The organism is Aromatoleum toluclasticum ATCC 700605 (assembly GCF_000378245.1).
Lineage (GTDB): Bacteria > Pseudomonadota > Gammaproteobacteria > Burkholderiales > Rhodocyclaceae > Aromatoleum > Aromatoleum toluclasticum.
Map to the genome: position 1 here is coordinate 132,979 of NZ_KB899492.1, position 23,179 is coordinate 156,157.

Below are 23,179 nucleotides of genomic sequence, written 5' to 3' on the forward strand. Positions count from 1 at the left end.
TATCGACGAAGCGCCATGAAACCGTCCCTCCAGCTCAAGATTTCCCAGCACCTCACGCTGACGCCGCAGCTGCAGCAATCGATCAAGCTGCTGCAGCTGTCCACGCTGGAGCTGAACCAGGAGCTGGAACGCTTCCTCCTCGAAAACCCCATGCTCGAACGCGAGGACGGCGACGGCAGCGACTTTGCTCCGGGCTCCGCACAGGGCACGGCCGAAACAAGCGAAGCCGGCAGCCCGTCCGACGCCCCGGCCTCGAGCGAGGAGGCGCAACACGGCGAGGCCGAGCCGGCAAGCTTCGACGAGGCCGGCGAATGGTCGAGCGCGAGCAGCGGCTCGTCGAACCGCGACGATGACGACGACACCGATTTCCAGGAACTGCAGGCCGCCGGCACCAGCCTGCGCGACCACCTCGACCAGCAGGTGAGCCTGTCGCCGCTGTCGGACCGCGACCGCGCGCTGGTGCGCTTCATCATGGAGGCGCTCGACGAGGACGGCTATCTCAACCAGTCGCTCGAGGAACTGCTGCCGCTGCTGCCGCCGGAGCTCGAATACGACCTCGACGACCTCTCGATCGCGCTGCACCACGTGCAGAACCTCGACCCGGCCGGCATCGGCGCGCGCAACCCGCAGGAATGCCTGAGCCTGCAGCTCAGGGCGATGGTGTCCGGCCCGACGCGCGACCTCGCGCTGAAGATCGTCGACGACCACCTGGACCTGCTCGCCGAGCGCAACTTCCTGCGCATCAAGCGCGCCACCGGCTGCGATGACGACGCGCTGCGCGCCGCGCACGCGCTGATCTGCAGCCTCGACCCCCATCCGGGTTCGCAGCACTCTGTGCAGGAGACGCGCTACATCCTGCCCGACGTCGTCGTGCGCAAGATCCGCAACCGCTGGACGGTCACGCTCAACCCCGAGGCGATGCCCAAGCTGCGCATCAATTCCCTGTACGCCAGCATCCTGCAGCAGAACCGCGGATCGGGCGGCGCGCTCACCAGCCAGCTGCAGGAAGCGCGCTGGCTGATCAAGAACGTGCAGCAGCGTTTCGACACCATCCTGAGGGTTTCGCAGGCGATCGTTGACCAGCAGCGACAGTTCTTCGATTATGGTGATGTGGCGATGCGACCTCTGACGTTGAGGGAAATCGCGGACCAGCTCGAGCTGCACGAATCGACGGTTTCGCGAGTCACGACGCAGAAGTTCATGGCCACACCGCGCGGCGTATTCGAGCTGAAGTACTTTTTCGGCAGCCACGTTGCCACCGACACCGGTGGGGCGGCATCTTCCACGGCGATTCGAGCGCTGATTCGCCAGCTGGTGGAGGCCGAAGACAGGAAGAAGCCCCTGTCCGACGCGAAAATTGCCGAGTTGTTGGGCCAGCAGGGTATCGTGGTGGCACGCAGAACGATCGCGAAGTACCGCGAGTCACTCAATATCCCGCCGGTCAGCCTGCGCAAAGCGATCTGAAAGACGATCTGACAATACGAGGAAACATCATGAATCTCACCATCACCGGACATCACGTCGAAGTCACCCCCGCGATCCGCGAGTACGTCAACACGAAGCTGGACCGCGTCATCCGCCACTTCGACAACGTGACCAGCGTCAGCGTGATCCTGTCGGTGGAGAAGCTGCGGCAGAAGGCGGAGGTCACCCTGCACGTGCGCGGCAAGGACATCTACGTCGAGAGCGAGGACGGCGACATGTACGCGGCGATCGACAGCATGACCGACAAGCTCGACCGCCAGGTCCTGAAGTACAAGGACAAGAACTACGACCATGGTCACGACACGCTGAAGCACCAGCAGCCGACCGAGCTGTGATCCTTTAAATCACGCCTGGGGCCCGGGTGTGTTTATAATTCGCGCGTTTTCAACCCGCGCCTGCCGCACACCCCGAGCCTCTTCCCGTGCCCTCCCGGCATTGGCAAGGCCCGTGTCGAGCAGGTGGTGATTCGCATGAGCCTCATTGCCGAACTACTGCCCCCCTCGAACGTAGTCATCGATCTGGACGCGAGCAGCAAGAAGCGCGTCTTCGAACAAGCCGGACTCCTGTTCGAAAACAATCAGGGCATCGCCCGCAGCGTTGTTTTCGACAGCCTGTTTTCGCGCGAGCGACTCGGCTCGACCGGCCTGGGCCAGGGCATCGCGATTCCCCACGGCCGCATCAAGGGCCTGAAGGAAGCCGCCGGCGCCTTCCTGCGCCTGTCCGCCCCCGTGCAGTTCGACGCGCCCGACGGACGCCCGGTCACCATGCTGTTCGTGCTGCTGGTGCCCGAACAGGCCAACGAGACCCACCTGCAGCTGCTGTCCGAGCTGGCGCAGATGTTCAGCGACCGCGACTTCCGCGACCAGTTGCAGAACGCGCCCGACGTCGCGGCGATCCATTCGCTGTTCGCCTCCTGGGGTCCGCATGCGGCAGACCAGCGTCGCGCGGCTGTATGACCTGCACCGGGAACAGCTGGAGCTGACGCACGTCAGCGGCCGGCTCGACCGGGTCATCTCGGTCAACGAAGAACGCATCTGGCCGGCCGACCTCGTCGGCCACCTCAACCTGATCCACCCGACGCGCATCCAGATCCTGGGCGCGGCCGAGCTCGCGTGGGCGCAGCGCCATGCGCGCGACAAGGTCGCCCACCACCTTACCGAGATCATCGGTGCACGCCCGCCGGCGATCATCGTCGCCGACGGCTGCGAAATCCCCGAGATCCTGCGCGGCATCTGCGAATACGCCGACGTCGCCCTGATCACGACGCCACAGCCCTCCGCGAGCGTGATCGACCAGTTGCGCCTGTACATGTCGCGCGAACTCGCCGAGAAGATCTCGCTGCACGGCGTGTTCATGGACGTGCTGGGCATCGGCGTGTTCATCACCGGCAGCTCGGGCGCCGGCAAATCCGAACTCGCGCTCGAGCTGATCTCGCGCGGCCACGGCCTCGTCGCCGACGACATCGTCGAGTTCTCGCGCATCGCACCAACGGTGCTCGAAGGGCGCTGCCCGGAGATGCTCAAGGATTTCATCGAGGTGCGTGGCCTGGGCATCCTCAACATCCGCACGATCTTCGGCGAGACCGCGTGCCGGCGGAAGATGCGCCTGCGCCTGATCGTGCATCTGGAACGCCGTCTGCCGGGCCAGTCCGACCCGTCGCGCCTGCCGGTGCAGCACGAAACGCAGGGCATCCTCGGCGTGCAGGTGATCCGCACCACCCTGCCGGTCGCGGCCGGGCGCAACATCGCGGTGCTGCTCGAGGCCGCCGTGCGCTCGACCATCCTGCAACTGCGCGGCATCGATTCGACGCAGGAATTCATCGACCGCCAGCAGCGCCTGCTCGACGCCGACGGCGAAACCCTCTGACCGGCTGCTGCAGGACGGACGCTTGCCGCACTGCCGCATCGGCTGATACCCTCAAGGTCTTTGCGTCTGCCCGCAAAGGCCCCCTGATGACTGCCGCAACACCGGATTACCTGGAAAAGATCCTCAATGCCCGCGTCTACGACGTGGCCGAGGAAACACCGCTGGACCTCGCCACGAACCTCTCGGAGCGCGTGCATAACCGCATCTACCTGAAGCGCGAGGACATGCAGCCGGTGTTCAGCTTCAAGCTGCGCGGCGCGTACAACAAGATGGCGCACCTGTCGCCGCAGGCCTTGAAGCGCGGCGTGATCTGCGCCTCGGCCGGCAACCACGCCCAGGGCGTCGCCCTCTCCGCCCAGCGCATGGGGGTGCGCGCGGTGATCGTGATGCCGACCTCGACGCCGCAGATCAAGGTCGATGCGGTCAAGTCGCGCGGCGGCGAGGTCGTGCTCGCGGGCGACTCGTACTCCGACGCCTACGCCCACGCGGTCGAACTCGAGAAGACCGAGAAACTGACCTTCGTCCATCCCTACGACGACCCGGACGTGATCGCCGGCCAGGGCACGATCGGCATGGAGATCCTGCGCGCGCACCCGGACCCGATCCACGCGGTGTTCTGTGCGGTCGGCGGCGGCGGCCTGATCGCGGGCGTGGCGGCCTACATCAAGCGCCTGCGCCCGGAAATCAGGATCATCGGCGTCGAGACCGTGGATGCCGACGCGATGACCCGTTCGCTCGCCGAGGGACGCCGCGTTGCGCTGGACCAGGTCGGACTGTTCGCCGACGGCACGGCGGTAAAGCAGGTCGGCGAGGAAACCTTCCGCCTGTGCCAGCAGTACGTCGATGAAATGATCCTGGTCGACAACGACGCGATCTGCGCGGCGCTCAAGGACGTGTTCGAGGACACGCGCTCCATCCTCGAGCCCTCCGGCGCCCTCGCGGTGGCCGGCGCGAAGGAATACGCCAAGCGCCACAACCTGCACGGCAAGAACCTCGTCGCGGTGGCCTCCGGTGCGAACATGAACTTCGACCGCCTGCGCTTCGTCGCCGAGCGCGCCGAAGTCGGCGAGCAGCGCGAAGCCGTTTTCGCGGTCACGATCCCGGAGCGTCCGGGCTCATTCCGCAAGTTCTGCAGCGTGATCGGCAATCGCCACATCACCGAGTTCAACTACCGCTACGCCGACCCGCAACAGGCGCATATCTTCGTCGGCGCGGCGGTGCATAACCGCGCAGAGGCCGCGCGCGTCGTCGAGATGCTGGAACGCCACGAACTGCCGGCGGTGGACCTGACCGACGACGAGATGGCGAAGAGCCACATCCGCTACATGGTCGGCGGGCGCGCGCCGCACGTGAATCACGAGCTGGTGTACCGCTTCGAATTCCCCGAGCGCCCCGGTGCGCTGATGAATTTCCTGACCAGCCTGCATTCGGACTGGAACATCAGCCTGTTCCACTACCGCAACCACGGGTCCGATTTCGGCCGCGTGCTGGTGGGCATGCAGGTACCGCCCGAGGACAAGACTGCCTTCCAGGACTTCCTCGACCGGCTCGGCTACGAATACGCGGACGAGTCGGCCAACCCGGCCTACCGCATGTTCCTCGGCTGAGAACCTGTCTGCGCGGGGAAAGCGCCCGCCTCGGTGACTATCCAGTCCATCGGGCGGTCGTGCGGCTGCGGCCAGACGTCGTCGACGCGGGCAAACTCGAAGCCCAGCCCCACTGCGACGGGATTCATCACCGCCAGCGTGCGGTCGAAGTATCCGCCGCCGTACCCGACGCGGTAGCCCGCGGCATCGAAGGCATTGCACGGCACGAGGATCATGTCGGGAACGATGGGCTCGCCGTCCGCAGGATGGGGAATGCCGTGACGGTCGAGCGGCATCTCCATGCCGGGAATCCAGCGGCGGAACACCATCGGACCGGCCTGGTGCGGCACCACCGGCAGCACCGCGACGCGCGAGGCGTCCGCCGCCAGCCAGTGCGCGACCCAGGCGCGCAGGTCGGGCTCGCCGCGGTAGGGCCAGCAGAAGCCCAGGGTCGTGGGCGCCAGACGGGTGACAAGCTCGCCGAGATGGGTTTCGAAATGGCGCATCAGCGCAGCGCGATGTGTGGCCGTGAGCGCCTGGCGCGCGGCGATCGTGCGGGCGCGCAGAGCCCGGCGCTGTTCGGCGGGATCGGCGGAATCCGTGCAGGGGGCGATATGGGACGAAATCACTGTGGTATGGTCGGACTGATCGAAAGGGGATGGTAAGGGATGGCAAAGGGTTTGTGGGCGGCGCTGGCACTGGTGCTGGCGGGTCTGACGCAGGGCGCCTGGGGGCAGATCGGGGACGACCGCATTCTCGCGGCACGCGAAGCGCTGCGCACCGGCGACCGCGCGGCGCTGGAGCGCCTCGCCGCGGAGCGCGAGCCGCATGTGCTCGACCCCTACGTGCGCTACTGGCGGCTGACGAACGTCCTCGCCCGCCCCGAGGCGCCACCGGTCGGCGAACTCAACGAATTCCTGTTGCGCGAGGCCGATAGCCTGCTCGCCGAGCGGCTGCGCGGCGACTGGCTGCGGCACATGGCGCGCGAATACGACTGGAGCGGTTTCCTGCAGGTCTATGCGGACCTGCGCGAACCCGACGCGGAACTGCGCTGCCTGCAGCGCAACGCGCGGCTCGAGTCCGGCGACATGAGCGTGCTGGACGAGGTCCGCGCACGCTGGATGGAGCTCGCGGACAACCACAACGCCTGCGAGCCGGTGTTCCGCACGCTGGCAATGGCCGGCTACATCGGCAACGACGAGCTGTGGTGGCGGGCGCGGAGGCAGATCGACAGCCGCAGCCCGTCGAACGCGCGCACGACGATTTCGTGGATGAAGGCCGCGGACGCACCTTTCCTCGGCGACTTCGACCGCATGATGAAGAGCCCGTCGGCCTGGCTGGACCGCCTGCCGGCGAATTTCGCCGTCTCGCGCGCGGGCCGCGAACTCGCCCTCGGTGCGCTCGTGCGCATCGCGCGCGAGGACGTATCGTCCGCCTACGCGCGCTTCGCACGCATCGAGGAGCGCCTGGGCACCGAGGAACGCGCTTACATCCACGCGACGCTGGGCCATCACGGATCACTGCAGGGCTCGCCGGGCGCGACGCGCTGGTTCCGTGCCGCCGGCAAGGTGCCGATGAGCGCGGAGCAGCGCGCCTGGCGCGTGCGCGCCGAACTGCGCGTCGAGGACTGGCGCGGCGTGCAGGCGGCAATCGAGGGCCTCACCGCGGCCGAGCAGGCTCAGCCCGAATGGACCTACTGGCTCGGGCGCGCGCTCACGGCACAGAATCGCCCCGTGGAAGCCGCGGCCCTGTACCAGCGCATCGCCGGACAGCCCAGCTTCTACGGCATCCTCGCCGGCGAGGAGCTGGGCAACGCCTTCGCCGCGCCCTCGCGCAGCGGCACCGTCACGGCCGAGGACATCGCGCGCGCGGAGGCCGATCCGGGGCTGCGCCGCGCGCTCGCGCTGTACCGGCTCGAGATGCGCACCGAGGGCATGCGCGAATGGAACTGGTCGCTGCGCGGCCGCGACGAGGGCTTCCTGATCGCCGCGGCGCGGCTCGCGCTGCGCAACGAGATCTACGACCGCGCGATCAACACCGCCGAACGCACCGACCCGCAGGCGAACTTCGACCTGCGCTTCCTCACCCCCTACCGCCAGCTCATCGAGCCGCAGGTGCATCAGCAGGGCCTGGACATGGCGTGGGTATATGGCCTGATGCGCCAGGAAAGCCGTTTCATCGCGCCGGCACGTTCGAGTTCCGGCGCCCAGGGCCTGATGCAGGTGATGCCGGCCACGGGCAAGTGGGTCGCGCGCAAGATCGGCCTCGCCGGCTATCACCCGGGCATGCTGACCGACCCCGACACCAACGTGCTGCTGGGCACGAGCTACATGCGCCTGATCCTCGAGGATCTCGACGACCATCCGGTGCTCGCGTCCGCCGGCTACAATGCGGGACCGGGCCGCGCCCGCAAATGGCGTGACGAACGTCCACTCGAAGGCGCGATCTATGCGGAGACGATCCCCTTCGACGAAACGCGCGATTATGTAAAAAAGGTGATGGCCAATGCGGTCATCTATGCCGCGATGCTGGAAGCGAAGCCGCAGTCGCTGAAGGCCCGTCTCGGCACCATCTCGCCACGGCTGACGGCGGAACCGTAGCGCTGCCCGTCCTGCGCCAGGAGGCTGCAACATGAAACTGGAACGCGTCGTACTCGTCGGCGGCACCGGGTTTGTGGGCCGCGTCGTTGCGAACCGCCTGTCGCGCGAAGGCATAACCGTGCTGGTGCCGACGCGGCGGAGCATCCATGCCGGCGAGTTGCTGGTGATCCCGACCGTCGATGTGATCGAGGCCGACGTCCATGACCCGGCGACGCTGGAGCGCCTCTTCGCCGGCGCCGATGCCGTCGTGAACCTCGTCGGCATCCTGCACTCGCGCACGGGCCGCCCCTACGGCCCGGATTTCGCACGCGCGCATGTCGAACTGCCGCGCAAGATCGTCGCCGCCTGCCGGGCGGCGGGAGTCCCCCGCCTCGTGCACATCAGCGCACTCGGCGCAGCGGCGGACGGCCCCTCGGAATACCAGCGCTCGAAGGCGGCCGGCGAGGAAGCGATCCACTCGGCCGACAGCGCGCCGGCGTGGACGATCCTGCGCCCGTCGGTGATCTTCGGCCGCGAGGACAACTTCCTCAACATGTTCGTGCGCCTCGCGCAACGCCTCCCCGTCCTGCCGCTCGCGGGCGCCCGTGCGCGCTTCCAGCCGGTGCACGTCGAAGACGTCGCCGAGGTCGTGTGGCGCTGCCTCACCGAGGCGTCCGCACGCGGCCAGACCTGGGAGGTGGCGGGGCCGAAGGTCTACACGCTGCGCGAGCTGGTCGAATACGTCAGCGAGCTTTCCGGCCGGCCGCGCCCGGTGGTCCCGCTGCCGGAAGGGCTTGCGCTGCTGCAGGCACGGCTGATGGAGCTCGCGCCGCAGCCGCTGATGAGCCGCGACAACGTCCGCTCGATGCGCGTCGATAACGTCGCCACCGGCGCCCCCCTGCCCTTCGGCATGACGCCCGCAGGGCTAGAGGCGCTCGCGCCGACCTGGATCGGCGACAGCCATCTGCGCGCCCGCTACTACCCGATGCGCAGCCGCGCGCGCCGCGCGCGCCACGGCTGAGCCTTCCCCCTCCTTCCCTTTCCCCTGATGCAGAAAACGGAGACGACCGCATGAAGCTCATCATCGGCAACAAGAACTACTCGTCCTGGTCCCTGCGCCCCTGGATCGCCGCGCGCGCCAGCGGACAGGTCTTCGAGGAGATCCGCATCCCGCTCTTCACCGAGGGCAGCCGCGAACGCATCCTGCAGCACTCGCCCTCGGGGAAGGTGCCCTGCCTGATCGACCACGGCCTCGCGGTGTGGGACTCGCTCGCGGTGTGCGAATACCTCGCCGAGAAGGCGCCCGGCCTGTGGCCGTCCGATCACGCCGCACGCGCGGTGGCGCGCGCGATCAGCGCCGAGATGCACTCGAGCTTCCAGGACCTGCGCCAGAACATGCCGATGAACATCCGCAAGGACTACGCCGGCAAGGGCCGCTCGCCTGCCGTCGACGCCAACATTGCGCGCATCGAAAGCATATGGAACGACTGCCGCGCGCGCTTCGGGGCGAAGGGGAATCCGGGCGGCCCCTATCTCTTCGGCGCCTTCTCGATCGCCGACGCGATGTACGCCCCGGTGTGCTTCCGCTTCAGGACCTACGGCGTGCAGCCCGCCGGCGCGGCCGGCGAATACCTCGCTGCGATGCTCGCCCATCCCGCGATGAAGGAATGGGAAGCCACCGCCCGCGTGGAGACCGAATCCATCCCCGCCGAAGACCTGTACGGCTGATGCGTTGCTACGTCGTCGGCGGCGCCGTGCGCGACCGCCTGCTCGGACTGCCGGTCCAGGACCACGACTGGGTGGTCGTCGGCGCGACACCCGAGGAGATGCTCGCGCGCGGCTTCCGCCCGGTCGGCAAGGACTTCCCCGTCTTCCTGCATCCGCGGACCAACGAGGAATACGCCCTCGCGCGCACCGAACGCAAGAGCGGCCGCGGCTACACCGGCTTCGTCGTACATGCCGCGCCCGACGTGACGCTGGAGGACGACCTGCTGCGGCGCGACCTGACGATCAACGCGATCGCCGAGGACGAGGACGGCACGCTGATCGACCCCTACGGCGGACAGGCCGATCTCGCCGCCCGCATCTTCCGCCACGTGAGCCCGGCGTTTGCCGAGGATCCCGTGCGCATCCTGCGCGTCGCGCGCTTCGCCGCGCGCTTCGGCGACTTTCGCGTGGCGCCGGAGACCCTCGCGCTGATGCGCGCGATGGTAGCTGACGGCGAGGTCGACCACCTCGTGCCCGAACGGGTGTGGCAGGAACTCGCGCGCGGCCTGATGGAAGACAAGCCCTCGCGCATGCTGCGCGTGCTGCGCGAGTGCGGCGCGCTCGCGCGCATCCTGCCCGAAGTCGAGCGCCTGTTCGGCGTGCCGCAGCCCGTGGAGCACCACCCCGAGGTCGACACCGGCGAGCACGTGCTGCTGGTGCTCGACCATGCCGCGAAGACGCGCCAGCCGCTGGCCGTGCGCTGGGCCTGCCTGATGCACGACCTCGGCAAGGGCGACACGCCCGCCGACATCCTGCCGCACCACTACGGCCACGAGGCGAAGAGCGCGACGCGCGCGCGTGCGGTGTCGGAGCGCCTGCGCGCGCCGGTTGAGTGCCGCGATCTCGCGGTGATCTTCGCGCGCGAGCACGGGATTCTTCACCAGGTCGAGAAGCTGCGCCCGGAAACCATCGTCAAGGTGCTGGAGACGACCGACGCGCTGCGCCGGCCCGAACGCTTCGCCCTGCTGCTGGAAGCCGCGGCCTGCGACTACCACGGCCGGCCCGGCCGCGAGGCGCCCTACGGCCGCGCGGAACGCTGGCGTGTGGCGCTGGCGGCGATCCAGGGCGTGGATGCGGGCGCGATCGCACGCGCTTGCGACGACAAGTCGCAGATCCCGCTGCGCGTGCATGCGGCGCGCGTCGCCGCGGTCAAGGCGCTGGGCGGCCGGACCGCTGCCGACGCGGGACGCGATGCGAACTGAATTCGCGCCGCGCAGCGAACGAATCGACGCAGGCCTCGCTTACAGTGCCCGCAGGACTGCCCATGCCAGCAGCGACAGAAGGATCGTGCTGGTAAACGGCAGGTGAAACGGGCGGCCCAGGACGCGAAAATGCAGGTCGCCGGGAAGATGACCGAAGCGCAGCCGGGTCAGCCCGGGCCGGAACAGGCCGGTGACCAAGACCATCATCACGACGACGAGCAGCCATTTCAACACGCCGTGCCCCCACGATAAACGATCATTAGAACCCGCAAACGCCGGCACTCGCAATGCAATGCCGCGCGGCGCCGGAAACCGATACACCGCCCCCACTTGAAGGCCTTAGGGATGACCAAGCTCCTATCCAACGCACTGACCTCCCCCGACGCCATCGAGGCATGCGCATGAACGCCAACCGTTTCGGCGACCTCGAGGTCCTCGCCTGCAGCCCTTCGGGCAAGCCCGCATTCGCGACGCCGCTGCTCTTCATCCACGGCGCCTACACGGGCGCATGGTGCTGGGCGGAACACTTCCTGCCCTACTTCGCCGACGCCGGCTACACGTCCTACGCCGTGTCGCTGTCCGGGCACGGCGGCAGTCGGCGGCGTAGCGCGCTCGACACGCTGTCGATCGACGACTACGTGCGCGATGTCGCCGACGTCGTCGCCCGCCTGCCCGCGACGCCGGTGCTGATCGGCCACTCGATGGGCGGCATGGTCGTGCAGAAGTATCTCGAACGCGCCGGCGTGCCCGCCGCGGTGCTGCTGTGCTCGGTGCCGCCGCAAGGCCTCATGGGCTCGGCGATCGGCCTGATGTTCAACAAGCCCAACCTGATCCACGACCTCAACAGCATGCTCAACGGCGGACATCCCGAACCGCAGGGCCTGCGCGAAGCGCTGTTCCACCAGCCCGTCGACGATGCCGCGCTGATGCGCTACTACCGCCAGTGCCAGCCCGAATCGCATCGCGCAATCTGGGACATGACGCTGTTCAACCTCCCGCAGCCGGCACGCATGCACCGCCCGCCAATGCTGATCCTGGGCGCCGAGCATGACCACCTCATCCCGCCCGCGCAGGTCTCCATGACCGCCGCGCTCTACGGCGAGCCCGCGCACATCTTTCCCAACCTCGGCCACGGCGTGATGCTGGAACGCGACTGGCGCACGGTCGCCGATCACATCGCGGCGTGGCTTCCGACACAAATTGTTTGATCCAGCACTGGAAATCGTCATCATTCCCATTCATGATAAAAGCAAGGGCGCGAGGAGGCGCCCCCGACGACACCGCCACGCGGCGTGATTCCGCCCCGTGCCGGAGTTGAAAACAAAGCGCAAGTCCGCATATACCGAGCAAGGGATTCAGGAGTCGGACGCGGCTGCCGATGGTTCACACACAGGTAGCCGAATTACCCGAGCACGCAGCGGAGGCCAACATGGTGACGATCATGGACATGACGACGGGCAAGGCCATCGAGGAGCCGCCGGAAGAGTACGGCGACGAGGTCCTCAACGCGAACTGGCTGCCGCCGCAGCCCGAGGTCGCGGCCGGATTGCAGCAAGTCGAGCACGCCTCGCACGAAGCGCAGACGCCGCCGATAGACGTCGAGCATTTCCTCGAAGCGGTATATCGCTATCAGGAATGACGGGCGCGGCTGTAGCGCCGGACCGCACCGCACCGGTATTCCGCGCGAAGTGACGCTCGCCTGACACCCGCGCCGCGAGGCGCGGGCGGCATGTCTTATCGCGTTACAGCGTGTGCAGGCGGTCGCCGCGGGTAAAACCCAGCAGCGGTTCGCCGATGCCGCGCCCCACCGCGAGCACCTTGAACAGCTCCCCCATCTCCTGCGGCGTCGTCAGGCGCTGCACCGCGCGCGCCGCGCGGATGTAATCCGCGCTCTCCTCAGGCCCGCGCCGCGCGAGACACTCCAGTACCCCGCAGTTGAACAGGAAGGCCGCCTGGTTCGTGTAGCCCATCACGTCCAGCCCGGCATCGAAGGCGGCTTCGGCGACCGCGGTGAAATCGACGAAAGCCGTAATGTCGTTGAGCCCCGGCCACAGGAAGGGGTCGGGATGCGCGTTATGGCGGTAGTAGCACAGCAGCGTGCCGCTCGAACGCGAAGGCAGGTAGTACTCGGCGCGCGGATAGCCGTAGTCGATCAGCAACAGCGCCCCGCTTTCCAGTCGCGCGGCCCACTCGCCGATCCACGCGCGCGCCGCGAGGTTGATCTCGCTGACGTACTCGGCGCTGTCCGAGCGTGGCAGCTCGAGCGCAGCGGCGGCTTCGGCGACCGCACCGGCGGCGGGCGAATCGGCCCAGCGCAACACGCCCTCGCCGTCGACCGCGACGCCGCGCTCGTACAGCGCATCGCCGCGGGTCGCGACCACATGCACCGGCATCACGTCGAGCACCTCGTTCGCGACGACGGCGCCGGCGAAGCGCTCGGGCAGCGTATCGAGCCACTTCACGCGCGGCGCCAGATGCGGGACCTTCGTCGCCAGCGTGTCGAACTGGCGCTCGCGCAGCTCGCCCGAGACCTCGAGGATGCCGTAGCTTTCGGGCGCACAGCCGCGGCGCTCGAGTTCGAGCAGCAGGTCGGCGGCGAGCAGCCCCGTGCCCGCACCGACCTCGATCACATGCGCAGCGGACGCTCGCATCACCTGCTCGACCTGCGCGGCGAGCGCCTGCCCGAACAGCGGCGTGAGCTCCGGCGAGGTGATGAAGTCGCCGCCGGGACCGAACTTTCGTGCCCCGCCGCTGTAATACCCGAGGCCCGGCGCGTACAGCGCGAGCTCCATGTAGCGCGAGAACGGGATCCAGCCGCCCGCGTCGGCGATGGCAGCGGTGATCGTGCGGAGAAGGTGCGTGCTCTGTTCGAGCGCGTCGGCCGAAGGTTCGGGCAGGGACATGGGCGAAGTGCAACGGAAAACGCGTATTCTAACCCCCGCCGCACGGCCGGCCCCGCGCACGGCCACGGACGATCACGCATACAAGAAAGAATCACGGACCACCCCAACGATGGACACGCAGGACACTCCCGTCATCCTCATCACCGGCGCCGCGCGGCGCGTCGGCGCCGAAATCGCGCGCACGCTGCACGCCGCGGGCGCGAACGTGGTGCTGCACTACCGCAGCTCGGGCGACGCCGCCGACACGCTCGCCGACGCACTGAATCGCGTGCGGCCCGGCTCGGCCTGGACGGCGCACGCCGACCTGAAGGACGACGGCGCGCCCGAGGCCCTCGCAGAGGCGGTGCTGGCGCGCCACGGCCGCCTCGACGCACTGGTGAACAACGCCTCGAGCTTCTTCCCGACCCCGCTGGGCACGATCGATGCTGCCGCCTGGAGCGACCTGATCGGCTCCAACCTGAAGGGGCCGCTGTTCCTGTCGCAGGCCCTCGCCCCGGCGCTGCGCAAGGCACGCGGCGCGATCGTGAACATCGTCGACATCCACGCCGAGCGCCCGCTGCAGCACTACCCGCTGTACTGCGCGGCGAAGGCCGGGCTGCTGGGCCTGACGAAGGCGCTCGCGGTCGAGCTCGCCCCGGAGGTGCGCGTGAATGGCGTGTCGCCGGGCGTCGTGGTCTGGCCCGAGGACGGCCAGATCACCGCCACCGAGCAGGACGCGATCGTGCGCCACACGCTGCTCGGGCGCGCCGGCAGCCCCGCCGACATCGCCCGCACCGTGCGTTTCCTGGTGTTCGACGCGGCCTACGTCACGGGCCAGATCCTCGCCGTCGACGGCGGGCGCAGCGCCCATCTCTGATGCACTCCGCCGAAAGGTATAATTCCGCACGTTTTTCTAGCAGGACTTCCGCCGTGAACGCCCCCGCCGCTGCCGCCGAGGCAGCCCTCCCGTCCCCGGACGCGGACCCCGCCGTCGAGGCGCCTCTCTCCGCCCTTGCCGGCGACGCCCCCGCCGCTGCCGGCGACACACGCTTCTCCAACACCTTCCTGCGCCTGAAAAAGAAGCTCGAGCGCGGCGTCGGCAAGGCGATCGCGGACTTCAACATGATCGGCGAAGGCGACACCGTGCTGGTGTGCGTGTCGGGCGGCAAGGACTCCTACACGCTGCTGTCCTGCCTGATGGCGCTGCGCGAGCGCGCGCCGGTGAATTTCCGCATCGTCGCGATGAACCTCGACCAGAAGCAGCCGGGCTTTCCCGCCGACGTGCTGCCAGCCTACTTCGAGTCGATCGACATCGAGTACCGCATCGTCACGGAAGACACCTACTCGATCGTCAAGGACAAGATCCCCGAGGGCAAGACCACCTGCTCGCTGTGCTCGCGCCTGCGCCGCGGCATCATCTACCGCGTCGCGAAGGAGATCGGCGCGACCCGCATCGCGCTCGGCCACCACCGCGACGACATGATCGAGACGCTGTTCCTCAACATGTTCTTCGGCGGCAAGCTGAAGTCCATGCCGCCCAAGCTCGTCAGCGACAACGGCGAGCACGTCGTGATCCGCCCGCTCGCCTACTGCACCGAGAACGACATCGCCCGCTTCGCGCGCACGATGGACTTCCCCATCATCCCGTGCAACCTGTGCGGCTCGCAGGAGAACGCGCAGCGGAAGCAGATCAAGACCATGCTGCAGGGCTGGGCACGCGACTTCCCCGGGCGCATCGAGTCGATCGCGACGGCGATGAGCCAGGTCGTGCCCTCGCACCTCGCAGACAGTACGCTGTTCGATTTCCGCAACCTGACGCGCGACACACCGGTCGCCGAGGGCGACATCGCCTTCGACCGCCCGGAGCTGCCGGCGCAGAACCGAGTCATTCCCATCGTGAGTGAATTCACGGACGAAGACTGAGCGCCCATGCTGCCGGCTTGCATCGCCGGCGCTATTTGACGATCATCTTCGGACCCCGCGAATTCCCCATCAGCATAGTCCGGCCGGCACCCGGCCAGCCCGCAACAGCAACGGAACCCCGGTCATGACCCAGCCGAACAACGTCTGCGTCCTCGTCGCCGAAATACCCGGCGCGGACCGTTTCACCGACACGCTCGGCGCCGCCGAGGCGAGGCAGGCGCTGGAGCGCTGCCTGCACCGCATCGACCGCGCGATCGAGGCCAACGGCGGCACGGCGCAGCGCAGCGGCGCCGCCCGCGTCTGCGCGACATTCCCGCGCGGGGACGAGGCGGTGCTGTCCACCTGCGAGATGCTCGACCGCGTGCAGAGCCTGCCGCCGCTGCGCGGCCTGCGCATGACGATCTGCGTCGGCCTGCACAGCGGTGCGGCGAGCGCCAACGATGCGGAACTCGGCGCCGCGCGCCTGGCGGAGACGGCCAAACCGGGGCACGCGCTCGCGAGCGAGGCCGTCGTCAAGCAGCTGTCGGCCACGGGGCGGCAGTTCGTCGCCGCCTCACCCTCGCGCAACCCCGCGCTCGTCGGCCTGGGCTGGACCGCCTTCGCGGTCGCACGCCAGCCGGCCACCGGAGCCTCGGTGCCGGAGGAAAGCCGGCTCTGGCACCGTGTGCGCATCCGCCACGACCAGGACACCCTGTTCGTGGACGAAGCGCGGCCGGTCGTGCTGATCGGCCGGGAACTCGGCAACGACATTGTGATCGCCGACCCGCGCGCGTCGCGCCAACATGCCCGCATCGAGCGCCGGCGCGAAGGTTTCGTGCTGATCGACCAGAGCACCAACGGCACTTTCCTCACCTACGACGACGGCAGCGAGCGCTGCATCAAGGGCACTGAACTCATGCTCACAGGCAGCGGCCGCATCGGCTGCGGCTTCTCGGCGAGCGAGCTCGAGCGCGAGCTGGTGTTCATCGACGTCGTCTGATGCGCCACCCGGGACTGCGTGCCGGGCCTGCCGGAGCGGCTCCCGCCGCGTACATGCCCGCGCAGCCTCGCCGATGAGCTTCCTGTCCCTGCTCGACCCCGGCCCCGATGCCGGGCTGGCAGCCCTTTTCGTATCGAGTTTCCTGTCGGCGACGCTGCTGCCCGGCGGCTCCGAACTGGTGCTCGCCGGCGTGCTGAGCCTGCGCCCGGAACAACTCGTGCCCGCACTCTCGCTCGCGACGCTCGGCAACACGCTGGGCGGCATGAGTACCTGGGGCCTCGCACGCCTGCTGCCGCAACGCGCCGACACCAGCCGGCTCCACTGGGTGCAGCACCACGGCGCGCCGGTGCTGCTGCTGTCCTGGGCCCCCGTCGTCGGCGACGCCCTGTGCGCCGCCGCCGGCTGGGCACGCCTGCCGTGGCTGCCCTGCCTGCTGTGGATGGGCCTGGGCAAGCTGCTACGCTATGCGCTCATCGCCTTTTCCGTCACCTGACCTCCTTATCTCCCGTCCCCCATGAACATACAGCGCCTGGGCACCACCGCCCGCTATTCCGACATCGTCATCCACAACGGCACCGCCTGGATCGTCGAAGTTCCCGCCACCGAGGACGCCGACGCCGCGACGCAGACCGGCGAGATCCTCGCCAGCCTCGACGCCCTGCTCGCCCGCGCCGGGAGCAGCCGCGAGCGCCTGCTGTCGGCGACGATCTACCTCACCGACATGGCCGATTACGACGCGATGAACGCTGCGTGGGACGCCTGGCTGCCCGCAGGCACGGCGCCGTCGCGCGCCTGCGTGCAGGTCGCCGGACTCGCGCGGCCGGGCTGGCGCGTCGAAATCGCGGTGATCGCCGCGAGCGCCCGCGCGGACTGAACTTTCCCGTCAAAATCAGGCCGAAAACAAGTCCAACCCGTTGGAAAATCAAGACCCTACGCCGTTCAAGGATTTAGAGCGCGCGTCTATTGCACTGCAGTAAGTTACAATTTGCGGTTCACTGCCGTCTGGTACCGGAACATCTCATGACCCAACGCCTGCGCGAGATTCCCTATAACTACACCTCGTTCTCCGACCGCGAGATCGTCATCCGCCTGCTTGGCGCCGACGCGTGGCAGACGCTCAACGCCCTGCGCGAAGAGCGCGTCACCGGGCGTTCGGCGCGAATGCTGTACGAGGTGCTCGGCGACGTCTGGGTCGTTCAGCGCAACCCCTACTTGCAGGACGACCTGCTGGGGAACCCGGAACGGCGCAAGGCGCTGATCGAGGCGCTGCGCCACCGCCTCACCGAGGTCGAGAAACGCCGCGAGGAAAGCGCATCCGCGGACCCGGAGCGTAGCGACAACGTCGCCCGCCTCGTCACCGCCGCACACGGCGCGGTGGATCGCTTTGCCGCCTTCTTCGACGACACCGGCGCGCTGCGCAGGAAGACCCTCAAGGCGCTCGTCCGTCACACGCGGCGCGACAACATCTGCTTCGACGGCCACGCGCGCGTGTCGCACGTCACCGACGCGACCGACTGGCGCGTCGAGTACCCCTTCGTCGTCCTCTATCCGGATACCGAAGAGGAGATGGCGCCGCTCGTGAAGAGCTGCATCGAACTGGGCCTGACGATCATCCCGCGCGGCGGCGGCACCGGCTACACCGGCGGCGCCGTGCCGCTGGACGCGCGCTCGGTGGTCATCAACACCGAGAAGCTGATCGACCTCGGCAGGGTCGAGGAAACGCTGCTGCCCGACCGCAGCGGCAATCCCGCCCAGCCCTACATGACGATCCGCACCGGCGCCGGCGTCGTCACCGAGCGCGTGGCGGAAGCCGCCGCTGCGGCCGGCCGCGTGTTCGCCGTCGACCCCACCTCCGCCAGCGCCTCGTGCATCGGCGGCAACATCGCGATGAACGCGGGCGGCAAGAAGGCCGTGCTGTGGGGCACCGCGCTCGACAACCTGGCGTGGTGGAAGATGGTCACGCCGGACGGCAACTGGCTGGAAGTCGAGCGCCTCGACCACAACTTCGGCAAGATCCACGAGCAGGAGACGGTGCAGTTCCGCCTGCGCCGCTTCGATGCCGCGAACTACGCGCTGCTCGGTGAAGAGCTCCTGACGCTGGCGGGCGCCTCGTGCCGCAAGACCGGGCTGGGCAAGGACGTCACCGACAAGTTCCTCGGCGGCGTGCCCGGCGTGCAGAAGGAAGGCACGGACGGCCTGATCGTCGCCGCGCGCTGGGTGCTGCACAAGATGCCGCCGGTCACGCGCACGGTCTGCCTCGAATTCTTCGGCCAGGTGCGCGAGGCGGTGCCCGCCATCGTCGAGATCACCGACTGGTTCAAGCCGGGCGCCGAAGGCCACCGCCTGGGCGTGCAGCTCGCCGGCCTCGAACACCTCGACGAACGCTACGTGAAGGCAGTCGGCTACACGACCAAGGCCAAGCGCCACGGCCGGCCGAAGATGGTGCTGATCGGCGACATCGTCGGCCACGACGAGGCCGCCGTGATGGCCGCGGCCTCGGAAGTCGTGCGCATGTGCAACGTGCGCGCCGCCGAAGGCTTCATCGCGGTGAGCCCGGATCAGAGGAAGCGCTTCTGGCTCGACCGCTCGCGCACCGCGGCGATCTCGCGCCACACCAACGCGTTCAAGGTGAACGAGGACGTCGTGATCCCGCTGCCGCGCATGGGCGACTACTGCGACGGCATCGAGCGCATCAACATCGAGCTGTCGACGCACAACAAGCTGGAACTGTGCGACGCGCTGAGCGAGTTCCTGCAGGGCGACCTGCCGCTGCACCAGGGCGACGCGAACCTGTCTGCCGACGAGCTGATCGGCGACCGCCGTCAGGCCGCGCTCGACTACGTCGCGAGCGTGCGCCGCCGCTGGCAGTGGCTGCTCGATCACCTCGACCAGCCGCTCGCCGACGCCGAGAGCCAGTTCGCCGACTACGGCGTAATCGCTGGCGAGCTGACCAATCGCGCCGCCCATCCGGTGCTGTTCCACCGCCTGCAGGACTACTCGGTGCGCACCTCGTGGAAGGGCGAGCTCAAGCCGCGCCTCGACAAGATCTTCGACGGCGTGGTGTTCGCGCCGGTGCTCGCGCGCATCGAGGAAGTGCACAAGGAAGTGCTGCGCGGGCGCGTCTTCGTCGCGCTGCACATGCACGCCGGCGACGGCAACGTGCACACCAACATCCCGGTGAACTCCGACCACTACGACATGCTGCAGACCGCCAACCGTGCGGTCGACCGCATCATGGCGCTGGCGCGCTCGCTCGACGGCGTGATCTCGGGCGAGCACGGCATCGGCATCACCAAGCTCGACTACCTCACCGACGAGGAGATGGCGAACTTCTGGGCCTACAAGCAGAAGGTAGACCCGGAAGGCCGTTTCAACCGCGGCAAGCTGATGCGCAACGGGCCGGTCAAGGGCAACCTCGACAACGCCTACACGCCCAGCTTCAACCTGATGGGCCACGAATCGCTGATCATGGAGCAGACCGAGATCGGCGACATCGCGCACGACATCAAGGACTGCCTGCGCTGCGGCAAGTGCAAGCCGGTGTGCTCGACCCACGTGCCGCGCGCGAACCTGCTGTACAGCCCGCGCAACAAGATCCTCAGCACCTCGCTGCTGATCGAGGCCTTCCTGTACGAGGAGCAGACGCGCCGCGGCGTGTCGCTCGCGCACTGGGCCGAGTTCGAGGACGTCGCCGACCATTGCACGGTGTGCCACAAGTGCGAGAAGCCCTGCCCGGTCGACATCGACTTCGGCGACGTGTCGATCAAGATGCGCAACCTGCTGCGCAAGCAGGGCAAGAAGAGCTTCAACCCCGGCAAGGCCGCGGCGATGGCCTTCCTCACCGCGAAGGATCCGGCGACGATCAAGCTGATCCGCACCGGCATGCTCGAGTGGGGTTACAAGGCGCAGCGTCTCGGCCACCGCATCGGCAAATCGCTGGGCCTGATCCAGTCCCAGGTGAAGCAGCCGCCCGCGACGCTGGGCAAGCCGCCGCTCAAGGCGCAGGTGATCCACTTCATCAACAAGCCGATGCCCGGCAACCTGCCCAAGCGCACCAGCCGCGCGCTGCTCGACATCGAGGACGACAAGGTCATCCCGGTGATCCGCAACCCGCAGGTGAAGCGCGACGAATCGGACGCCGTGTTCTACTTCCCGGGCTGCGGCTCGGAGCGCCTCTTCAGCCAGGTCGGCCTGGCGACGCAGGCGATGCTCTACCAGATCGGCACGACCACCGTGCTGCCGCCCGGGTATCTCTGCTGCGGCTACCCGCAGACCGCCGCCGGCGAGGACGACAAGGGCCAGCAGATCACCACCGACAACCGCGTGCTCTTCCACCGCGTCGCCAACACGCTGAACTACCTCGACATCAAGACCGTGATCGTGTCCTGCGGCACCTGCATGGACCAGCTGCTGAAGTACCAGTTCGACAAGATCTTCCCCGGCTGCCGCCTGCTCGACATCCACGAGTACCTGATGGAGAAGGGCGTCAAGCTCGAGGGCGTCACCGGTACGAAGTACATGTACCACGAGCCCTGCCACACGCCGATGAAGGTCCATTCGGGCATCAAGGTCGCCAACGAGCTGATGGGCACGCGCGTCGACCTGAGCGACCGCTGCTGCGGCGAATCGGGCACGCTCGCGGCCGCCCGCCCGGACATCTCTACCCAGGTGCGCTTCCGCAAGCAGCAGGAGATCGAGAAGGGCGCGGCCGCGCTGCGCGACGGCGGCCACGATCCGGTCAAGATCCTGACCTCCTGCCCGTCCTGCCTGCAGGGCCTGCACCGCTACGCGAACGACGCGGGCGGGGTGGACGCGGACTACATCGTCATCGAGATCGCCAAGCACGTGCTCGGCGAGAACTGGATGCCGGAGTACGTGCAGCGCGCCAACAGCGGGGGGATCGAGCGGGTGCTGTTGTAGGAGCATTCCGCAAACGTAGGGCAGGAGTAGCCGAAGGCGTATCCTGCCATCGGGCTCCTGGGGTGGCATTACGCGCTGTGGCGGCGGGATGCGCTGCGCGGCGGCAGGACCGATAATCGGGCATGACCCGCGACATCGCCCTCCCTGCCGGCAGTCCCCGCCGCCTCTCCGTGCTGAAGGGCCTGTGGCCATTCCTGCACCCCTACCGGGTGCGCGTGGCACTCGCCTTCCTGCTGCTGTGTCTCGGCTCGGCGCTCATCCTGCTGATGCCGCTGGCTTTCCGCGACCTCATCGACTTCGGCTTCGGCGAACCGGCGCGCCCCGCCGGCGGCCTGCTCGCCGGGCTGAGCCTGGACGCGCACTTCGTCGCGCTGTTCGGCCTCGCGAGCGCCTGGGCGCTCGTGGTGTCGGTGCGCTACTACACCGTCTCGTGGATCGGCGAACGCTCGACAGCGGACCTGCGCAGCGCGGTGTATGCGCGCGTGCTCACCCAGTCGCCGCAGTTCTTCGAGACCCTGCAGACCGGCGAAGTGCTGTCCCGCCTCAGCGGCGACGCGACACTGATCCAGACCGTCGTCGGCAGCTCCGTCTCGATGGGCCTGCGCAGCCTGTTCCAGTTCGTCGGCGGCATGGTCATGCTGGCCGTCACCAGCTTCCACCTGTTCTCGCTGAACCTCGGCCTGATGGCCCTGCTGACCCTGCCTATCCTCGCGATCGGCCGCAAGGTGCGCCGGCTCTCGCGCGAATCGCAGGACCGCATCGCCGACGCCTCGGCGCTCGCCGGCGAGATCCTCAACGCGATGCCGACGGTGCAGGCCTGCACGCAGGAGGCGCACGAAGCGGCGCGCTTCGCGGGGGCCACCGAGACGAGCTTCGCGACCGCGATCCGGCGCACGCGCGTGCGCGCCGCGCTGACCGCCCTGATCATCACCGCGGTGATGGGCACCATCGTGTTCGTGCTGTGGATCGGCGTGCGCCAGGTGCACGCCGGCGCCATGACCCAGGGCCAGCTCGCGTCCTTCGTGCTGTATGCCGTGCTCGTCGCCGGCGGCGTCGGCACGCTGGCCGAAGTGTGGGGCGACGTGATGCGCGCGGCCGGCGCCGCCGAGCGTCTGCTCGAGCTGCTGCACGCCGACACCGCGATCCGCGAGGCGCCCCGCCCGCAGGCGCCGGCGCGTCCGGCCGAAGCCGCGCTCGCCTTCGAGCACCTGACGTTCTGCTACCCGGCCCGCCCGCACACACGCGCACTCGACGACATCTGCCTCGACGTTGCGCCGGGCGAAAGCGTCGCCCTCGTCGGCCCCTCGGGCGCCGGCAAGACCAGCCTCTTCATGGCCCTGCTACGCTATTACGAAGCGACCGCCGGCCGCATCCTGCTGAACGGACAGGACATCCGCGAGCTCAGCCTGCACGACCTGCGCCGCGCCATCGCCATCGTCCCGCAGGACCCGGTGATCTTCTCCGCGAGCGCGCTCGACAACATCCGCTACGGCCGCGCCTCCGCGACCGACGCCGAAGTCCGCGCCGCCGCCCGCGCCGCCCTCGTCGACGAATTCGTCGAACGCCTGCCCGAAGGCTACGGCACCTTCCTCGGCGAACGCGGCACCCGCCTGTCTGGTGGCCAGCGCCAGCGCATCGCGATCGCGCGCGCGATTCTCAAAGGCGCCCCGCTCCTGCTCCTGGACGAAGCCACCAGCGCCCTCGACGCGGAATCCGAGATCCTCGTACAGAAGGGCCTCGACACCGCGATGGAGGGCCGCACGACCCTCATCATCGCCCATCGCCTCGCCACCGTGCAGAAGGTCGACCGCATCGTCGTCATGGACCAGGGCCGCATCGTCGAGACCGGCACCCCGGCGGACCTGCGCCGCCAAGGCGGGCTTTACGCACGGCTGGCGACCTTGCAGTTCGGGGTCTGAGAGGCTGGGGGGGCAACGGAATGAGCCGGCCCCCTCCATTGCAGTCCCGCCATGATCGACTACATTGAAAC

General features: G+C 68.4%; 21 protein-coding genes. 18 read left to right on the forward strand and 3 right to left on the reverse strand.

Features of this window, described 5'->3' with window-relative positions:
- The first annotated feature begins 15 nt into the window (after positions 1–15).
- The 5 genes from F464_RS0103675 (at position 16) to ilvA (ending at position 4,958) form a co-directional block, all read left to right on the forward strand.
- Complete coding sequence (locus F464_RS0103675; RefSeq protein ID WP_018988424.1) at positions 16–1,464, forward strand: RNA polymerase factor sigma-54; 1,449 nt, start codon at positions 16–18, stop codon at positions 1,462–1,464.
- A 29-nt stretch (positions 1,465–1,493) separates the two neighbouring features.
- Positions 1,494–1,820: a ribosome hibernation-promoting factor, HPF/YfiA family gene (hpf, locus tag F464_RS0103680; protein WP_018988425.1), complete on the forward strand. Its 327-nt coding sequence runs from the start codon at positions 1,494–1,496 to the stop codon at positions 1,818–1,820.
- A 135-nt stretch (positions 1,821–1,955) separates the two neighbouring features.
- Entirely contained in the window at positions 1,956–2,441 is a 486-nt protein-coding gene (ptsN, locus tag F464_RS0103685) for a PTS IIA-like nitrogen regulatory protein PtsN (RefSeq protein ID WP_018988426.1), read from the forward strand.
- Positions 2,410–3,351 (forward strand): HPr(Ser) kinase/phosphatase, encoded by a 942-nt coding sequence (hprK, locus tag F464_RS0103690; RefSeq protein ID WP_018988427.1) that lies wholly within the window; start codon positions 2,410–2,412, stop codon positions 3,349–3,351. The genes ptsN and hprK overlap by 32 nt, the downstream gene beginning before the upstream one ends.
- Before the next feature lie 86 nt (positions 3,352–3,437).
- Positions 3,438–4,958: a threonine ammonia-lyase, biosynthetic gene (gene ilvA, locus F464_RS0103695; protein ID WP_018988428.1), complete on the forward strand. Its 1,521-nt coding sequence runs from the start codon at positions 3,438–3,440 to the stop codon at positions 4,956–4,958.
- Here ilvA and F464_RS0103700 read toward each other — a convergent pair.
- Entirely contained in the window at positions 4,937–5,566 is a 630-nt protein-coding gene (locus F464_RS0103700; RefSeq protein WP_018988429.1) for a 5-formyltetrahydrofolate cyclo-ligase, read from the reverse strand. The two genes, ilvA and F464_RS0103700, sit on opposite strands and share 22 nt — an antisense overlap.
- A 39-nt stretch (positions 5,567–5,605) precedes the next feature.
- On the opposite strand from F464_RS0103700, the gene F464_RS0103705 reads away from it, so the two are divergent.
- Genes F464_RS0103705 through F464_RS0103720 form a run of 4 tightly spaced genes read left to right on the forward strand, consistent with a single transcriptional unit; the run spans position 5,606 to position 10,485 of the window.
- Positions 5,606–7,537 carry a lytic transglycosylase domain-containing protein gene (locus tag F464_RS0103705; protein WP_018988430.1) on the forward strand — a complete coding sequence of 644 codons (1,932 nt, stop codon included), beginning with the start codon at positions 5,606–5,608 and terminating at the stop codon, positions 7,535–7,537.
- Between the two features lie 31 nt (positions 7,538–7,568).
- Positions 7,569–8,537, forward strand: a complete 969-nt coding sequence (locus tag F464_RS0103710) for a complex I NDUFA9 subunit family protein (RefSeq protein ID WP_018988431.1) — start codon at positions 7,569–7,571, stop codon at positions 8,535–8,537.
- Between the two features lie 50 nt (positions 8,538–8,587).
- Positions 8,588–9,244: a glutathione S-transferase family protein gene (locus tag F464_RS0103715; RefSeq protein ID WP_018988432.1), complete on the forward strand. Its 657-nt coding sequence runs from the start codon at positions 8,588–8,590 to the stop codon at positions 9,242–9,244.
- A complete protein-coding gene (locus tag F464_RS0103720) occupies positions 9,244–10,485 on the forward strand; it encodes a multifunctional CCA addition/repair protein (RefSeq protein WP_018988433.1) in 1,242 nt (413 codons plus the stop codon). The genes F464_RS0103715 and F464_RS0103720 overlap by 1 nt, the downstream gene beginning before the upstream one ends.
- 39 nt (positions 10,486–10,524) lie before the next feature.
- Here F464_RS0103720 and F464_RS0103725 read toward each other — a convergent pair whose 3' ends face one another.
- A complete protein-coding gene (locus tag F464_RS0103725; protein WP_026295718.1) occupies positions 10,525–10,719 on the reverse strand; it encodes a DUF2905 domain-containing protein in 195 nt (64 codons plus the stop codon).
- Between the two features lie 167 nt (positions 10,720–10,886).
- Between F464_RS0103725 and F464_RS0103730 the strand changes: the two genes are divergently transcribed.
- Together F464_RS0103730 and F464_RS0103735 are read left to right on the forward strand one after the other, a co-directional pair.
- Positions 10,887–11,693, forward strand: coding sequence for an alpha/beta hydrolase (locus F464_RS0103730; protein WP_018988435.1), 807 nt, complete (start codon positions 10,887–10,889; stop codon positions 11,691–11,693).
- A gap of 221 nt (positions 11,694–11,914) precedes the next feature.
- Positions 11,915–12,124 carry a hypothetical protein gene (locus F464_RS0103735; RefSeq protein WP_018988436.1) on the forward strand — a complete coding sequence of 70 codons (210 nt, stop codon included), beginning with the start codon at positions 11,915–11,917 and terminating at the stop codon, positions 12,122–12,124.
- 103 nt (positions 12,125–12,227) lie between these two features.
- Here the strand turns inward: F464_RS0103735 and F464_RS0103740 are convergent, their stop codons facing one another.
- The gene (locus F464_RS0103740; RefSeq protein ID WP_018988437.1) at positions 12,228–13,388 is read right to left on the reverse strand and encodes a class I SAM-dependent methyltransferase; all 1,161 of its coding nucleotides are present in this window, start codon (positions 13,386–13,388) and stop codon (positions 12,228–12,230) included.
- 109 nt (positions 13,389–13,497) lie between these two features.
- Here F464_RS0103740 and F464_RS0103745 point away from each other — a divergent pair, with 109 nt between their 5' ends.
- The 7 genes from F464_RS0103745 to F464_RS0103775 all read left to right on the forward strand — a co-directional run bounded on the left by F464_RS0103745 (position 13,498) and on the right by F464_RS0103775 (position 23,108).
- Entirely contained in the window at positions 13,498–14,244 is a 747-nt protein-coding gene (locus F464_RS0103745; RefSeq protein ID WP_018988438.1) for a pteridine reductase, read from the forward strand.
- Positions 14,245–14,297: 53 nt separating this feature from the next.
- On the forward strand, positions 14,298–15,290 hold the full coding sequence (ttcA, locus tag F464_RS0103750) for a tRNA 2-thiocytidine(32) synthetase TtcA (protein WP_018988439.1): 993 nt from the start codon (positions 14,298–14,300) through the stop codon (positions 15,288–15,290).
- 124 nt (positions 15,291–15,414) lie between these two features.
- Complete coding sequence (locus F464_RS0103755; protein WP_018988440.1) at positions 15,415–16,269, forward strand: FHA domain-containing protein; 855 nt, start codon at positions 15,415–15,417, stop codon at positions 16,267–16,269.
- A 73-nt stretch (positions 16,270–16,342) separates the two neighbouring features.
- Positions 16,343–16,762 (forward strand): YqaA family protein, encoded by a 420-nt coding sequence (locus tag F464_RS0103760; protein WP_018988441.1) that lies wholly within the window; start codon positions 16,343–16,345, stop codon positions 16,760–16,762.
- Positions 16,763–16,783: 21 nt separating this feature from the next.
- Positions 16,784–17,143, forward strand: coding sequence for a RidA family protein (locus tag F464_RS0103765; RefSeq protein WP_018988442.1), 360 nt, complete (start codon positions 16,784–16,786; stop codon positions 17,141–17,143).
- A gap of 146 nt (positions 17,144–17,289) precedes the next feature.
- Positions 17,290–21,189 (forward strand): DUF3683 domain-containing protein, encoded by a 3,900-nt coding sequence (locus F464_RS0103770; RefSeq protein WP_018988443.1) that lies wholly within the window; start codon positions 17,290–17,292, stop codon positions 21,187–21,189.
- A 122-nt stretch (positions 21,190–21,311) separates the two neighbouring features.
- A complete protein-coding gene (locus F464_RS0103775) occupies positions 21,312–23,108 on the forward strand; it encodes an ABC transporter transmembrane domain-containing protein (protein WP_018988444.1) in 1,797 nt (598 codons plus the stop codon).
- Positions 23,109–23,179: the final 71 nt, after the last annotated feature.

Bases quoted from the DNA above. Each gene is read 5' to 3' on its own strand.
- F464_RS0103775 (WP_018988444.1), top strand. From the start codon at position 21,312: ATGACCCGCGACATCGCCCTCCCTGCCGGCAGTCCCCGCCGCCTCTCC.
- ilvA (WP_018988428.1), top strand. From the start codon at position 3,438: ATGACTGCCGCAACACCGGATTACCTGGAAAAGATCCTCAATGCCCGC.
- hprK (WP_018988427.1), top strand. From the start codon at position 2,410: ATGCGGCAGACCAGCGTCGCGCGGCTGTATGACCTGCACCGGGAACAG.
- F464_RS0103740 (WP_018988437.1), bottom strand. From the start codon at position 13,388: ATGTCCCTGCCCGAACCTTCGGCCGACGCGCTCGAACAGAGCACGCAC.
- F464_RS0103765 (WP_018988442.1), top strand. From the start codon at position 16,784: ATGAACATACAGCGCCTGGGCACCACCGCCCGCTATTCCGACATCGTC.
- hpf (WP_018988425.1), top strand. From the start codon at position 1,494: ATGAATCTCACCATCACCGGACATCACGTCGAAGTCACCCCCGCGATC.
- F464_RS0103705 (WP_018988430.1), top strand. From the start codon at position 5,606: ATGGCAAAGGGTTTGTGGGCGGCGCTGGCACTGGTGCTGGCGGGTCTG.
- F464_RS0103720 (WP_018988433.1), top strand. From the start codon at position 9,244: ATGCGTTGCTACGTCGTCGGCGGCGCCGTGCGCGACCGCCTGCTCGGA.
- ptsN (WP_018988426.1), top strand. From the start codon at position 1,956: ATGAGCCTCATTGCCGAACTACTGCCCCCCTCGAACGTAGTCATCGAT.
- F464_RS0103760 (WP_018988441.1), top strand. From the start codon at position 16,343: ATGAGCTTCCTGTCCCTGCTCGACCCCGGCCCCGATGCCGGGCTGGCA.
- F464_RS0103745 (WP_018988438.1), top strand. From the start codon at position 13,498: ATGGACACGCAGGACACTCCCGTCATCCTCATCACCGGCGCCGCGCGG.
- F464_RS0103770 (WP_018988443.1), top strand. From the start codon at position 17,290: ATGACCCAACGCCTGCGCGAGATTCCCTATAACTACACCTCGTTCTCC.
- F464_RS0103735 (WP_018988436.1), top strand. From the start codon at position 11,915: ATGGTGACGATCATGGACATGACGACGGGCAAGGCCATCGAGGAGCCG.
- F464_RS0103755 (WP_018988440.1), top strand. From the start codon at position 15,415: ATGACCCAGCCGAACAACGTCTGCGTCCTCGTCGCCGAAATACCCGGC.
- F464_RS0103730 (WP_018988435.1), top strand. From the start codon at position 10,887: ATGAACGCCAACCGTTTCGGCGACCTCGAGGTCCTCGCCTGCAGCCCT.
- F464_RS0103675 (WP_018988424.1), top strand. From the start codon at position 16: ATGAAACCGTCCCTCCAGCTCAAGATTTCCCAGCACCTCACGCTGACG.
- F464_RS0103710 (WP_018988431.1), top strand. From the start codon at position 7,569: ATGAAACTGGAACGCGTCGTACTCGTCGGCGGCACCGGGTTTGTGGGC.
- F464_RS0103715 (WP_018988432.1), top strand. From the start codon at position 8,588: ATGAAGCTCATCATCGGCAACAAGAACTACTCGTCCTGGTCCCTGCGC.